We start from the raw sequence: 13,935 nt of genomic DNA on the forward strand, positions 1-13,935 counted from the left end.
TGAGCCCACCCAATGTTCCGGACGAGACAGCACCGCACGCGCGCCGACCGCTGGCTTCGACGCGCTCAGTCACCTCGGGCCCGGCGCAGGAACGCCGCGAGGGATCAGTCGAGCTCGCGCGTGATCGCGACGGTCTCGCTGACCGTCCCGGCGGCGCCCTGAACCGTGAGGGTGAACACCTGGTCGGCGTCGCTGCACGCGAAGACGAGGCCGGAGAAACCGGCCGAGTCGAGGTCGACCTCGGCGGCGGGCTGGGCTGAAGCATCCGTGGTTCCTACGCCGATCCACGCGCGCTCAGCTCTCTCGGTGGTCCACGAGAACGTCAGCGGCACGGTGCTGGCGCGGTCGTCAGGACAGGCGGCGACCGTCGGTTCGACCGCGAAAGCAGAGATGACCGCGCCGTCCGTCGGGACCGACGGGGGAGTGGATGCCACGGGCGCGGGCGCCGACGCCGGCGCCGACGCCGGCGACGCTCCGGCCGCGGGAGGCGACGAGGCAGTCGAGACGGTTCCCGCAGACGTCGGCTGCGCCTCCGGTGCGGTCGAACCCGTCGTGGTCACCGCCCAGATGGCCAGGGCGACGCCGCCGAGGACGAGGGCCGAACCCACGGCGAGCGCCGCTCGGCGGGGAGGACGGGGGGATGCCGGGTCGGAGGCCGTGGCATCCGGTGTCTGCGAGGGCTCTTCGAGGTGGGTCATGGGTGGAACTCCAGAGGGGGACTCCGGGGAGGGGCGGGTGCCCCTCCCCGGAGCGGGGTCAGCGCGTCGAGGTCTTCGAGCGCGTCCGACCGATCACGATCAGCCCGACACCGATCATGCCTGCGGCGAGCGCGAGCCAGCCCAGCGATGACACGTCGGCGGCGCCGGTCTGCGCGAGCGGTCCCGAGCCGGTGCCGGGAGCCGGAGTCGCCGAGGCGGTCGGCGCGAGCGTCGGTACGGCCGTGGGGGCCGCGGTCGGCTCGGCCGTCGGTGCGACGGCCGGCTCCGGGGTGGGCTCGAGCGTCGGCTCGGGCGTCGGCGCCACGGTCGGCTCGGGCGTCGGCTCCGGGGTCGGCGCCACGGTCGGCTCCGGAGTCGGGGTCGGGGTCGGCTCGATGACCACGGGCTCATCCGCGGCCCAGAACACCGCGCGGGCGATGTCGCTGAAGGCGCCGACCGGGTGCGCGCGGAAGGTCGGCGACGTGCCGAACACGAAGGCGCGTGTCCCGGACGGACCCGTGAGGGAGACCGCCGACGCCTGGCCCGCGGCATCCTGGATCGACTGGCCGGGAGTGCTGCGCCAGTGACCAGCCACGAAGGGGTCGGAGCCGGCGTAACGCTGCTCGATCGTCACTCCGGCGGCCGGGGCCGGGAACCACGCGAACGGATACCCGAAGGCGGTGTCCTGCGGGTAGTCGCCCAGCACACCCTCAGCGGGCGTTTCGACCTGGGCGATGCCGTTCGATCCGCGGGTGCCGGTCACCGCGGTGAGCGGTGCGACGAAGGTGTTCACGAAGGCGGCACCGCCGGCGCCGCGACCCACGACGGGGTTGCCGGCAGCGATGAAGGCCGTCACCCGGTCGGCGCCGGCCTGCTCCTCCGGCGTGAAACTGAGCCCGGTTCCCACGTAGAGGACGTCGACGGCTGACAGGTCGACCTCACCCGCGGCCAGGGTGGCGGCGGTCACGGGAACGAGTCCGGTGAAGCCGAGCTTGGTCAGTGCATCGCGGTCCCCCGCGTCGCCGACGTATCCGATACGCACGCTGCGCAGCTCGGTGGCGTCGGTCGCCGCCGCCCCGCCGAGTTCGAAGTCGACACCGAACACCGAGGCAGCCAGGGCGGCCGCATCGCGTGACCGGGCGTCCGCTCCCACGACGACGGTGCCGTCCGGCAGCTGCGACAGAGCGACGCCCGCGGCGAGCAATGCGTTGATCGCCTGCCAGTCGGCCACACCCCGCGGCTCGAACGTCAGCGAGCCGGCGCCCGCGGGCACGGAACCCGTCAGCGGGGCCTCGGTGACCGCCTCGACCGCGGTGGTCGGCGCCGGGTCGGTGGTCTCGCCGATGCGCGCGACATCCGCACCCCAGAGCAGCGAGAGGCTCCACGCCGAGATGTCGTACATGTCGGGGACGCGGTCCGAGATGTCGGAGCCGTCGGCCAGGAGCACGTTCGCCAGGCCACGGAGCGGCTGATGCATGTCGACGTAGAACGAGCCCGCCGGGTAGTCCACGCCGTTCAGGCGCGCGCCCGTCGTCAGACGCTCCACCTCGATGCCGTTGACCAGCAGCTGCTGCACGAGCGTCTGCGCATCGGAATCCGAACGCTGACCGCCGCCCACGGGAATGACGTACGCGCGCGGGAAGTCGGCGTTGTAGATGTCGGTCTCATCCCAGATGTCGGTCCACTCCGCGGGCACGCCCGGGGCGAGGTCCTCGGGTGCGACGTCGGCGGGGATCTCGCGGCTGGGCTCGCCGGCCTCGCCGCGGCGGAAGATCTCGATCTGGTTGTCGAGCAGCGCATCGCTGTGCTCGTCGACGTAGTCCACGACGGTGTCGATGACGACCTCCGCGACCTCGATGTTCACCTTCGCGCGGGCGGGCTGGTCGCCCGAACGCCCGAGCGGCAGCTCGACGGTGTTGGTGATGGCGCCCTGGTACGCCACGTACTGCGGCGCGAAGATCGGGGGCCAGTCATCCCAGCCCGACCGCTGGTCGCGGTAGGGGATGTTGATGAAACCGGTGTTGGTCTCGGTCACGCCGGCGGTCGCCGGGTCGTAGTAGGTGTTACCGGGGATGTTCGCCGCGGTCACGGCATCCTCGATCTCCAACGCCGTGGCGTAGGCGTGCGGCACGAAGAGGTCGTACTCGTAGTTCTCACCGTGCGGGGGTCCGCAAGGCTCGACCTGCAGCACGTCCGTGTAGCCGTGCAAGTCGATGAAGTACGTCGGCTGGATGACGCTCGCCAGGTCGCGCACGATGGATGCCTCGGCCGTGGCGCCCGTGATGAAGTCGCGGTTCGGGTCGTAGCCGTTCGCGGTTCCGCGCTGCCCGAGGGCACGGCCGTCGGGGTTGTTGGTCACCGTGAAGTAGACGCGGTGGTCGTCGAGCATCTCGGTCGTGGCCGGGTCGGTGGACGTGGCGAGGTCCTCGATGTAGTTGAGGGTCGCGTCGGTGCCCTCCCACTCATTGCCGTGGATGTTGCCGTTGAACCACATCGGCACCTTGTACTCGCTCTGCAGCGTCGCATCCGCGGCGGCGGCGGTCGGGTCGGCCTTGACGAGGTCGCGCCAGTCGGACTGCTGTGCCGTCTGCGCGGTGGTCTCGGGGGTCGTGACGGTCACGAGGTAGATGTCGCGACCCTGCGCCGAGGTGCCGACGACCTGAGCCGAGACCCGATCGCTGGTGTCCATGAGCGTGTTCAGGAACGGCGCGATCTCGTCATACGGGCGCACACCGCGCGCGATCGACGCGTCTTCGGGCAGGTCGGGGAAGACCTTCAGTTCGGGCTGAGCGGGGTAGCTGGTCGGCATGTCGATCAGCGGCGACACGGGTCGCACCACACTCAACGAAGAGGGAACCATCGCGGCCGAGGCCGGGAGGGCGGCGAACACGGTGGTCGCGGCGAGGCCGCAGACGACAGTGCCCGCGAGAATGCGTCTCTGCACGGGGTCTCCATGGGATTCGCGTCGCGCGACGTGGAGCTTCTCGCGCGACGGGGGGGGACGGATCGGTTGGCCGATCCTGGAAGAAACCTATGGATGCCGTGTTACGCCGCTATGACGAAAGCCCAACGCCGTGTTACCGGTACCGGGGGCACGCATCGTTCCGCGTCCGACATGACAGAGAGTGTCGGGGCCGACCCCTCTGTCGCGCGCAGCCGGAAGGATGGATGCCATGACCTCCCCCCAGCGCGTACGTTTCGGTTACTGGACCCCGATCTTCGGCGGGTGGCTGCGCAACGTCGACGATGAGCAGACGCCCGTCTCGTTCGCCCACATCGCCGAGATCGCCCGCGCCGCCGAGGAGGGCGGGTTCGACCTGACGCTGATCCCCGAGCTGAACCTCAATGACATCAAGGGCGTCGAGGCTCCGTCGCTCGACGCGTGGGCCGTCACCGCGGCGCTGGCGGCGGTGACCTCGTCGCTGGAGCTCATGGCGGCGGTGCGTCCCGGTTTCCACAACCCCTTCCACACCGCGAAGCAGGCGGCGACCATCGACGAGATCAGCGGCGGACGGTTCACCCTCAACGTGGTCTCGGCGTGGTGGGCCGAGGAGGCGAAGCAGTACGACGGCCTGTTCAGCGCGCACGACGACCGCTACGCCCGCACGATCGAGTGGGTGGAGGTGCTGCGCGGGCTGTGGACCGAGACGCCGTTCTCATACGAGGGCGAGTACTACCGCACCGAGGGGACGTACACCGAGCCGAAGCCCCGCGTCATCCCGCGCCTGTACGCCGGTGGCGAGAGCGAGGCCGGTCGCACGGCGATCACCCGCTTCGCCGATGCGTACCTGACCCACGGCGGCACGCTCGAGGAGCTGTCGACGAAGGTCGCCGACATGCGACGCCGTCGCGACTCGTCCGGCGGGAAGCCGTTCGAGGCGTTCGGCATGGCCGCCTACGCCGTGGTGCGCGACACCGAAGCCGAGGCGCAGGCCGAGATCGAGCGGATCACCGACGTGCGCGGGGGCGCGGCGTACGGCTCGTACCAGGACTTCGTGAGCAAGTCGAAGCTCGACACCCCGGTCGACCTCAAGGAGTACTCGGTGTCGAACCGCGGTCTGCGCCCCAACCTCGTCGGCACGCCCGATCAGGTCGCCGAGCGGATCGTGGAGTTCGCGAACGTCGGCGTCTCGACGCTGCTGCTGCAGTTCTCCCCCCACCTGCCCGAGATGCAGCGCTTCGCCGCCGAGGTGATCCCGCGCGTGCGGCGCCTGGAGGCGCAGCGCGACGGGTGAGTCGCTCTCCCACCCCGCTTGAGTGTCCAAGACACGCCGCGCCGCGGCCGCGCGCACGGCATGTCTTGGACAGTCAACTGCGCCGGCAGCCCGGCATCGCCGCCGCCGCCCGCCGCAGGCGGACCCTGCGCCCAACCTGTTGAGTGTCCAGAACACGCCGCAGCGGCCCGGCGCGCACGGCATGTCTTGGACACTCAACTAAGCCCGCCGCCCGCGGCCGTGCACCAGGACGCGAGGCGAATGCGAGGTGGCTGAGCTCGTCGAAGCCACCGCGCGCGGCCGCGTGCCCGGCCCCTTCGACAAGCTCAGGGTCTGCCCGGCGTGCCGAACCCACTGAGTCGGCGGAGCACACGCCCCCGCGGCGCCGGCGGCCCCTTCACGAGCCCCGGCGTCGTCCCGGGACGCGTCACACCGCCGCGCGCAGCGCCTGATCGAGGTCGGCGATCAGGTCTTCGGCATCCTCGAGCCCGATCGACAGGCGCACGAGGCCATCGGCGATCCCGAGGCGGTCGCGCGTCTCCTGCGTGAAGCCGATGTGCGTCGTCGTGGCGGGGTGCAGTGCCATCGATCGCGTGTCGCCGATGTTCGTCATGCGGCTGAACAGGCGCAGGGCGTCGAAGAAGCGTTCGGCCCCGTCGCGTCCGCCGCGCACGGTGAACGAGAAGACCGAGCCCGAGAGCCCGCCGTAGTCGCGCACGGCGAGGTCGTGCTGAGGATGCGAGGGGAGTCCGGCGTAGTCGACGCTCTCGACGGCGTCGTGCTGCTCGAGCCACTCCGCGATCGTCCGCGCGCTGGCGAGATGCTGCCGCATGCGCACCGACAGGGTCTCCATGCCCTGCTGCAGCAGGAATCCGTTGAGCGGCGAGAGCGCCGGCCCGGTGTCGTTGGCGATCCCGAAGCGCAGCGACAGCTCGAACGCGCGCGGTCCGAACGCCTCGACGAGCGACGGGTGGGTGGCGATCGGGGTATCGGTGAGTGCGGGGTAGGAGCGGTCGGATGCCACCCAGTCGAACGTTCCGCCGTCGACGACCGCCCCGGCGAGGTTGGCGCCGTGACCCGAGAGGAACTTCGTGGCGGAGTGCACGACGATGTCGGCACCGTGCTCGATGGGGCGGATGAGGAACGGCGTCGCGATGGTGTTGTCGACGACGAGCGGGATGCCGTGACGTTTCGCGATGCGCCCGACGAGGGCGATGTCGACGACGTCGTTCTTGGGGTTGGGCAGCGTCTCGGTGAAGATCGCCTTCGTCTCGGGGCGGATCAGGGCGTTCCACTCGGCCTCGTCCGTCGGGTCCCAGACGTACTCCACCGTGACGCCCATGCGCGCGAACGTGCGGTCGAACAGCACGCGCGTGCCGCTGTAGATGCTGGCGGTCGAGACGATGTGCTCACCGGAGCCGGCGAGTGCGAGAAGCGAAACCGTGATGGCCGCTTGGCCGGAGCCCACGACGATTGCGCCCGAACCGCCCTCGAGCGAGGCGAGTCGACGTTCGGCGACCTGGTTGGTCGGATTGGCATTGCGAGAGTAGAGGTGGCCGAGGTCAGCACCGGCGAACCGGTCGGTCGCCTCCTGGAACGATGCGAACCGGTAGGCCGCCGAGAGGTGTACGGGCGTGATGCGCGAACCGTGGGTGAGGTCTTCTTGTTCGCCGGCGTGCACCTGCCGCGTGGCGAAGCCGAAGCCGTCCCACTCGCTGTGCGGTGTCGACGGCTCAGCCACGGATGCCGACCACTTCGCGCGGCAGCAGGGAGCCGAGCCAGCGCGCGATCTCGCGCGGTCCTGAGCGGGGAGCGGATGCCTCGACGTCGGGGTTGTAGTTCGTGTTGGTGTTCACGTCGTACGTCACCGTGCGGCCGTCGAGCGTCTCGATGAATTCGACGCCGGCGATCCCTACACCCTCGGCCGCGAGGAACGCGAGATAGCGGTCGATCAGCGCCGGGTCGACATCGTCGCGCAGGCGGAAGAGCGGCTCGGGCTCGACGCCGTCGGCGCCCGGGACCGCGCACGCCTCGGCGGGGCACAGCTCGAAGCTGCCGGCGCTGGTGTCGACGCGCATGGCGTAGACGAACTCGCCCGCGACGAACTCAGCCCGGGTGATGAACGGCGTCCGGGCCACGAGCAGCTCCTGCAGCAGTGTGATGCCGTCGGGGGAGTGCTCGAAGTCGGGTCCGGCGATCCACGCCGTGAAGTCGTCGATGGAGTCCCACCGCCGCACGCCCAAGCCTTTACCGCCCTGGTTGTGCTTGCTGATGAACGGCGCGCCGAAGCGTTCCGCGGCCGCGGCGAGGTCGTCGGTGCCGAAGACGGCGACCGTGCAAGGAACGTCGATACCCGCGTGGCGCAACGCCGCGTGCTGCGCGACCTTGCTCACCTCGAGCTCGAGGACGTCGGCACCGTTGATGACCGTGCGGCCCCACGACGCGAGCCAGCGCAACACGGCGCGGCCGAACTCCTTGCTGTGCGCGTGGTCACGCGTGTGCGCCGAGGCACTCAGTCGCGACCAGAAGACGCCGTCCGGCGGTTCGACCGCGAGGTCGATCGAGCCGTCGGTGAGCAGCCATTCTTCGAACGGCACCCCTTCGGCCTCGAACGCCGCTGCGAACGGGGGAATCCACTGGGGATTCTCGTGGATGACGTAGACCTTGCCCGACATTCCGCCAGGCTAACGCGCGCCTCCGACATCGCGCCCGCCGACCCGTCACGCGGGGTCACGGCATCCCGCTTGGAGCTTCGACGGAGGGGGCGTTGCCTCCGAAATCTGTATCGTTGCAAGGCTGTGCCGGCAGAAAGGGATGCCATGACCTCGGCCTACATCGACGCCAATCGCGCCAACTGGGACCAGCGTGCGACCTTGCACGCAGCCCGCGACGGCTCAGGCTACGGCGTGCAGCGATACGTCGCAGACATCGAGGCCCTGTCGGACGTCGTCCGCTTCGATCAGCGCCTGCTCGGTGACATCACGGGCCTGCGTGCGGTGCACCTGCAGTGCCACATCGGCACCGACACCCTGTCGCTCGCGCGCCTGGGCGCGCGCGTGAACGGTCTCGACTTCTCTGAGAACGCCGTCACCGAGGCCCGCCACCTGGCCGCGGAGGCCGGTGCCGACGTCGATTTCGTGCAGGCGGACGTCCGGGATGCCGCAGCGGTTCTGCCCCGCGGAGAGTTCGACCTCGTCTACACCGGTATCGGCGCACTGTGCTGGCTGCCGTCGATCACGGAGTGGGCGGCAGTGGTGTCCGACCTGCTGGCTCCGGGGGGCACGCTGCACATCCGCGAGGGGCATCCGGTCCTGTGGTCCCTTAACGAAGAGCTCCCGGGCCTCGTGCCGACCTTCCCCTACTTCGAGCAGACCGCCCCTCTCGAATGGGACGACGCAGGAACCTACGTCGAGGTGTCCGCCCCGCTGACCGCGACCCGCACGTACGAGTGGAACCACGGCCTCGGCGAAATCGTCACCGCCCTGCTCGACCGAGGCCTGCGCCTCGACGCACTTGTCGAGCACGACAGCGTGCCCTGGGAGGCGCTGCCCGGCCGCATGACCATGCGCGCCGACGGCGAGTGGGCCCTGACCGAGCAGCCGTCGGTCATTCCGCTGAGCTACACGATCCGGGCGTCGAAGCCGGCCTGACGTCAGCGTCGGGGCTCGTATCGAACCCGCGCGTCATCTCCTCGAGGCGATGCGGACCATCACCGCCCACCAGATGAACGCGAAGAGGACGGCAGCAATGACACCACTGTCGAACGAGCCGTCGATGACCACCGAAGGCGAACCGTCAGCGTCACGGGCGCCCCGAAACGTGACCACGAGCGGGATCACTGTCGTCGCCGCGTTCGCGAAGGCGACGGCGGCGAGCGCCATAGCGAGAATCGCGAGGAGACCCCCGCCGACGAAAAGGCCGGATGCCACGACGGCCATGTGAGAGGCGGACTCCCTGAAGCGGATCGTCATCGCGCGCCCCTTCTTCTCGCGGCCTCCTCCGCGATATGCGAGCTCGGGTGAGGCAAGGGGGTGAAATCGGCGACCGTCGTAGGTGACGACGGAGAGTTATCTGGCGCTGATCGTGGCACGCTGGCTCCCTCATCCGCATTTCAGGGGGCGCCGCCGTGGGGGACACCGCCAATCTCACAATGATCGTGACGGTTTACGCGGCCCTCATCGGCGCCGGGTGGGGCCTCCTCGTTGATCCGATCCGACCCGCAACCTGGTGGGTCGCCGTGGCGTCAGTGGTCCTGACAGGCTTCTTGATCGCCGGGCTGGCACCCGACGCGGCTCTCGCCGTACCGATGCTCGGAATCGTCTTCTCCCTCACCTCGTGGGCACGAGACAAGATGTGGCGCGCCAGCCTCACTCGCGAACCGTCTGAACCACCCCGAACGCCTCCGCCTCTTCCTCCGTCAGCATCCGCGACCGGATGAGGAACCGCATCCCGGTCGGGCCCTCCACCGAGAAGCCCGCGCCGCGGCCGGGAACGACGTCGATCGTCAGGTGAGTGAATTTCCAGTACTCGAACTGCGACTCCGACATGTAGACCTCGATGGAGTCGTCGAGTCCCGCGTCGATGTCGCCGAGGTGCACGTCGCTGGGGCCCGTGATGAACATTCCCACCGGGTAACACATCGGTGAGCTGCCATCACAGCAGCCGCCCGACTGATGGAACATCAGCGGGCCGTGCTTCACCGTGAGCTCGCGCAGCAGCGCGGCCGCGGCATCCGTCACGTCGACGCGTGAGGGCTGGGTGATCATGTCCCATTCCTTTCAATTCCTGTCCCAAAATGTGTCGGCTGCGGGCCCGGCCACCCGCCATAACTGGGACGAGGGTCACCGCGAGGCAGCCACAAGTGGGACACGCACGGCCCCACAGCCGCACCACCCGAACGGGTGTGACCCCCGGCGCGAACCCGGGGGTCACTGAGCGCCGACGACCCTGCGTCGCGGCGCCCTGCCGATCAGAAGAAGCCCATAGCCCCATCGGCATACGACACCAGCAGGTTCTTCGTCTGCTGGTAGTGGTCGAGCATCTTGAGGTGGTTCTCGCGGCCGATGCCCGACTGCTTGTACCCGCCGAACGCGGCGTGCGCGGGGTACTGGTGGTACGTGTTGGTCCAGACGCGGCCGGCCTCGATAGCCCGGCCGGCGCGGTAGGCGGTGTCGCCGCTACGGCTCCACACACCGGCGCCCAGGCCGTACAGCGTGTCGTTTGCGATCGAGATGGCATCGTCGAAGTCGTCGAACGAGGTGACCGACAGCACAGGACCGAAGATCTCCTCCTGGAAGATCCGCATGTCGTTCGTGCCCTCGAAAACGGTCGGCGCCATGTAGTAGCCGTCCGTCAGGTCGCCGCCGAGGTCGACGCGTTCTCCACCTGTCAGCAGCTTGGCGCCACCCGCCTTGCCGATGTCGATGTACGACAGGATCTTCTCCAGCTGGTCGTTCGAGGCCTGCGCGCCGATCATGGTCTCGGGGTCGAGCGGATTGCCCTGGCGCACCTTCTTCACGCGCTCGAGGCCGTCGCCGAGGAACTGGTCGTAGATCGACCGCTGGATCAGCGATCGCGACGGGCACGTACACACCTCGCCCTGGTTGAGGGCGAACATCGTGAAGCCCTCGAGCGCCTTGTCGTAATAGGCATCGTCGCTCCGCAGCGCCACGTCCTCGAAGAACACGTTGGGGCTCTTGCCACCGAGCTCGAGCGTCACCGGAATGAGGTTCTGCGAGGCGTACTGCATGATCAGTCGGCCGGTCGTGGTCTCACCGGTGAAGGCGATCTTGCGGATGCGCTTGTGCTGCGCCAGCGGCGCCCCCGCCTCGATACCGAAGCCGTTGACGATGTTCACGACACCCGCCGGCAGCAGGTCGCCGATGATGTCGAACAGGAAGAGCAGGGATGCCGGAGTCTGCTCGGCCGGCTTGATCACGACGCAGTTGCCCGCCGCGAGAGCAGGAGCGAGCTTCCATGCCGCCATGAGAATGGGGAAGTTCCACGGGATGATCTGGCCGACCACGCCCAGCGGCTCATTGAAGTGGTACGCGACGGTGTTCTCGTCGAGCTGGCTGAGCGAGCCCTCCTGCGCCCGCAGCACGCCGGCGAAGTAGCGGAAGTGGTCGACGGTCAGGGGAATGTCGGCCGCGAGCGTCTCGCGCACCGGCTTGCCGTTCTCCCAGGTCTCGGCGACGGCGATCTTCTCGAGGTTCTCTTCGATCCGGTCGGCGATCTTGTTCAGGATGACGCTGCGCTCGGCGGGAGTGGTCTTCTTCCACGACGCGAACGCCTTCCATCCCGCCTCCACGGCGCGATCGATGTCGTGCGCGTCGCCGCGCGCGACCTCGCAGAACGGCTTACCGGTGACAGGGGTGATGTTCTCGAAGTACTCTCCGCTGTGGGGTTCGACCCACTCGCCACCGATGTAGTGCCCGTACCGCGAACGGTATTCGGCGACGGCCCCGCGTTGTCCCGGGGCGGCGTAGACGCTCGAGACGCCTTCTTCGACGATGGTCATGCGTGTCTCCTTCGACGGTCATGAGTCGCCGCGTCTGCTTCGGGCGGCGATGCGCCGACGGTACGCCGGGGGACGTTGCATCGAGTTGCGCCGGGGCACGGGGCGGGCAGCGGCGCGGGCTGTCTCGTCGAAGCCGCACCCATTTGCCGAGACCGCATCCGATTGACGGCAAGCGCATGCGGCCTCGTCAATGCAATGCGGTTTCGAGCCGCGGCCGTCTCGCCGCCCGGGCGCGGGCGGCGCACGGCGCACGGCGCACGGCGCGCGGCGCACGGCGGCGCCCTGAACGCGATGCCCCGCCCGAACGTGGACACCGCGCTCGAAGCGCGGCGGCAGCATCGACCTACGTGGCCGGCGACGGCCTCGCGACCATCGCCGCGAGATCCGCCTGCGTGCGGCCTCACCCCGCCGGAAGCGCGGATGCCACGGCCCCGAGGCCGTGGCATCCGTCTGCGTGCGCAACCGCGTGGCGCGGGCGAACTTCGTCGCGGCGACTACACGTCGGCGTCGGCCAGCACCGATCGCAGCGGCGGCACGTTGACCTCGTGCAGGTCGACGTCGTCGAGGCGCTCGATGCTCTGCACACGGGGGGCGATCACGCGGTCGTCGGCGACGATCCAACTGCCGACGAGGAGGAACCGGTCGTTGCCCGCCGTGATCGGGCCGGTGAGGGCGAAGGTCTGGTGCGTCGGCGTGAGGAATGTCACGCGCACGGGCGTGCCGTGGGGGAGGGTCGACGGATCGACCACGTCTGCCTCGAGCGCCGGCTGCGGAGGCTCGATACCGAGATCGATGCGCTGGATCTCGGAGCTCGTCGCGAGGATCACGTCGCCGACCAGGGGCTGACCGCCCACGCCGATACGCACGGTGCCCTCGAGGGCGTAGAGGCCGTAGCGCGGCGAACGGACGATGACGCGGGCGACGTCGCCCGCCATGACCTCGGCCAGCGCCTCGCGGATGCGCGCCACGTCGCGACGGGCACGGGCTGCCGAGAAGATGTCGAGCGCGTTTTCGTCCATGGGTTCAGAGTAACGAGGGCCTCCGACATCGGGTCCACCGAAGAGTGAACGCACACGTAAGCGTGGTCGCGTCAGCGCGGTTCACTCGCGCTCCAAGCGCTCGATCCGTGCGACGAGGCCGGCACGCTTCGGCGAACGCGGGGGCAGCATCGACAGGCACAGCCGCAGCACCTCCTCGTCATCGCGCCCGTCGACGGCGTCGGCGTAGGCGAGGAGCACGTCGACACCGGCCTCGGCGATCAGCGCCTCTCGCAGCGTCGAGCGCACCGATTCGCGTACCTCGACCACCCCCGGTGCGTCGGACTCAGGAAGCACCGGACCCGAGTAGGCCGCGAGAGCCACCCGGTGCGCACCGCGGTCGAGAAGCGACAGCACGTGCTGGGCGTCGGTCTCGAGTCCGTCGAGGAGTCGATACGGCCGGGATGCCGGCACAACCCGCGGAGCGAGGGGAACCAGGGCGCGGCGCAGGCGCACCATCTCGGGCCGCAGCGTCTCTACGGCGGCGTGGCCGTACACGGCCTCGCTCAGCGCCTCGGCGGAGAGGCCCTCGCGGTGCACGGCGAGCAGCAGCAGGATCTCGGCATGGCGGGCGCTGAGTTCGAGCGTCGACCCCGACACCTCGAGCAGCGCGCGATCCCGGCCGAGGGTGCGCAGGAGTGCCCGCGACGGCGCTGCACGTGTGGGAGGAGGGGCCTGCTGCGCGCGGAGCCGCGCCACGAGGATCTCGCTCTCGATTGCCCGGGCCGTGGCATCCACGAGAAGTTGAGCCTGGGGAGTCACCGCCTCGGGCCCTCCCGTGACGTCGATCACGCCGAGCAGGCGACGAGTCTCGGGGTCGTGCACCGGAGCGGCCGTGCACGACCACGGCTGCACGAGGCGGTTGAAGTGCTCGGCGCCCCGGATCTGCACGGAGCGATCGAGGGTCAGCGCGGTCCCGGGTGCGGAAGTGCCCACGGCATCCTCGGCCCAGTTCGCTCCTGCGACGAAGCCCATGTCACCGGTGAGCGTGCGGATGTGCCGGTCGCCCTCGACCCACAGCAGGCGTCCCGCGGCGTCTCCCACAGCGACGACGACACCCGACTCCTCGGCGGTGCCGGGAAGGAGCAGGGCGCGCACCATGTCCATGACCCCGGCCAGCGGATGAGCCCGGCGATACCCCTCGAGTTCCTCCGACGCCAGCTCGAGCGCGGGGAGTCCTTCGGGCCCGACGAGGGATGCCATCGACCGCCGCCACGACTCGGTGACCAGCGGACGCACGTCGTCGAGGCGCCGATCCTCGTTGCCGGCGAGGAGTTCGTCGTGTGCGCGCGCGATCAGCAGTCCCGAGGTCTCGGGGGAGATGGCCGGTCGCGACCAGGAGGAGGGCACAGGACTCCCATCGGCGGTGACGGAGGTGGGTTTCAGTGTAGGTCGGCGGATGCGGCTGCGGTGCGGTTTCGCAGTCCGCTCGCAGGCATGACACCGCTCCGACCCGGAAAGCCGGG

The 13,935-nt window shown here is 69.7% G+C and carries 11 protein-coding genes; 2 read left to right on the top strand and 9 right to left on the bottom strand.

The features are described 5' to 3' along the window. Positions 1 to 104: 104 nt before the first annotated feature. Together ASF76_RS02925 and ASF76_RS02930 are read right to left on the bottom strand one after the other, a co-directional pair. Entirely contained in the window at positions 105 to 698 is a 594-nt protein-coding gene (locus ASF76_RS02925) for a hypothetical protein (RefSeq protein WP_055952632.1), read from the bottom strand. 58 nt (positions 699 to 756) lie between these two features. Further along, complete coding sequence (locus ASF76_RS02930; protein WP_055952635.1) at positions 757 to 3,642, bottom strand: M14 family zinc carboxypeptidase; 2,886 nt, start codon at positions 3,640 to 3,642, stop codon at positions 757 to 759. A 229-nt stretch (positions 3,643 to 3,871) separates the two neighbouring features. Between ASF76_RS02930 and ASF76_RS02935 the strand changes: the two genes are divergently transcribed. Next, a complete protein-coding gene (locus ASF76_RS02935) occupies positions 3,872 to 4,933 on the top strand; it encodes an LLM class flavin-dependent oxidoreductase (protein ID WP_055952638.1) in 1,062 nt (353 codons plus the stop codon). 406 nt (positions 4,934 to 5,339) lie between these two features. On the opposite strand, the gene ASF76_RS02940 is transcribed toward ASF76_RS02935, so the two are convergent. After that, positions 5,340 to 6,653 carry an O-acetylhomoserine aminocarboxypropyltransferase/cysteine synthase family protein gene (locus tag ASF76_RS02940; protein ID WP_055952642.1) on the bottom strand — a complete coding sequence of 438 codons (1,314 nt, stop codon included), beginning with the start codon at positions 6,651 to 6,653 and terminating at the stop codon, positions 5,340 to 5,342. After that, complete coding sequence (locus ASF76_RS02945; RefSeq protein WP_055952645.1) at positions 6,646 to 7,587, bottom strand: ATP-grasp domain-containing protein; 942 nt, start codon at positions 7,585 to 7,587, stop codon at positions 6,646 to 6,648. The genes ASF76_RS02940 and ASF76_RS02945 overlap by 8 nt, the downstream gene beginning before the upstream one ends. 144 nt (positions 7,588 to 7,731) lie before the next feature. Between ASF76_RS02945 and ASF76_RS02950 the strand changes: the two genes are divergently transcribed. Beyond that, on the top strand, positions 7,732 to 8,562 hold the full coding sequence (locus ASF76_RS02950; protein ID WP_055952649.1) for a class I SAM-dependent methyltransferase: 831 nt from the start codon (positions 7,732 to 7,734) through the stop codon (positions 8,560 to 8,562). Between the two features lie 33 nt (positions 8,563 to 8,595). Here the strand turns inward: ASF76_RS02950 and ASF76_RS02955 are convergent, their stop codons facing one another. The 5 genes from ASF76_RS02955 to ASF76_RS02975 form a co-directional block, all read right to left on the bottom strand. Continuing rightward, positions 8,596 to 8,883 (bottom strand): hypothetical protein, encoded by a 288-nt coding sequence (locus tag ASF76_RS02955; protein ID WP_055952652.1) that lies wholly within the window; start codon positions 8,881 to 8,883, stop codon positions 8,596 to 8,598. Positions 8,884 to 9,279: 396 nt separating this feature from the next. Further along, a complete protein-coding gene (locus ASF76_RS02960; protein WP_055952655.1) occupies positions 9,280 to 9,678 on the bottom strand; it encodes a DUF779 domain-containing protein in 399 nt (132 codons plus the stop codon). Positions 9,679 to 9,881: 203 nt separating this feature from the next. Then, positions 9,882 to 11,432 (bottom strand): acetaldehyde dehydrogenase ExaC, encoded by a 1,551-nt coding sequence (exaC, locus tag ASF76_RS02965; RefSeq protein WP_055952658.1) that lies wholly within the window; start codon positions 11,430 to 11,432, stop codon positions 9,882 to 9,884. A 494-nt stretch (positions 11,433 to 11,926) separates the two neighbouring features. Beyond that, entirely contained in the window at positions 11,927 to 12,451 is a 525-nt protein-coding gene (locus ASF76_RS02970; protein ID WP_055952661.1) for a hypothetical protein, read from the bottom strand. Between the two features lie 81 nt (positions 12,452 to 12,532). Further along, entirely contained in the window at positions 12,533 to 13,819 is a 1,287-nt protein-coding gene (locus ASF76_RS02975) for a GAF domain-containing protein (RefSeq protein WP_055952664.1), read from the bottom strand. Positions 13,820 to 13,935 lie beyond the last annotated feature (116 nt).

It is taken from the genome of Microbacterium sp. Leaf151, assembly GCF_001424225.1.
Classification (GTDB): domain Bacteria; phylum Actinomycetota; class Actinomycetes; order Actinomycetales; family Microbacteriaceae; genus Microbacterium.

Coding starts and splice junctions, on each gene's coding strand:
- ASF76_RS02960 (WP_055952655.1), bottom strand. CDS start 9,678: ATGATCACCCAGCCCTCACGCGTCGACGTGACGGATGCCGCGGCCGCG.
- ASF76_RS02925 (WP_055952632.1), bottom strand. CDS start 698: ATGACCCACCTCGAAGAGCCCTCGCAGACACCGGATGCCACGGCCTCC.
- ASF76_RS02970 (WP_055952661.1), bottom strand. CDS start 12,451: ATGGACGAAAACGCGCTCGACATCTTCTCGGCAGCCCGTGCCCGTCGC.
- ASF76_RS02950 (WP_055952649.1), top strand. CDS start 7,732: ATGACCTCGGCCTACATCGACGCCAATCGCGCCAACTGGGACCAGCGT.
- ASF76_RS02945 (WP_055952645.1), bottom strand. CDS start 7,587: ATGTCGGGCAAGGTCTACGTCATCCACGAGAATCCCCAGTGGATTCCC.
- ASF76_RS02935 (WP_055952638.1), top strand. CDS start 3,872: ATGACCTCCCCCCAGCGCGTACGTTTCGGTTACTGGACCCCGATCTTC.
- ASF76_RS02955 (WP_055952652.1), bottom strand. CDS start 8,883: ATGACGATCCGCTTCAGGGAGTCCGCCTCTCACATGGCCGTCGTGGCA.
- exaC (WP_055952658.1), bottom strand. CDS start 11,432: ATGACCATCGTCGAAGAAGGCGTCTCGAGCGTCTACGCCGCCCCGGGA.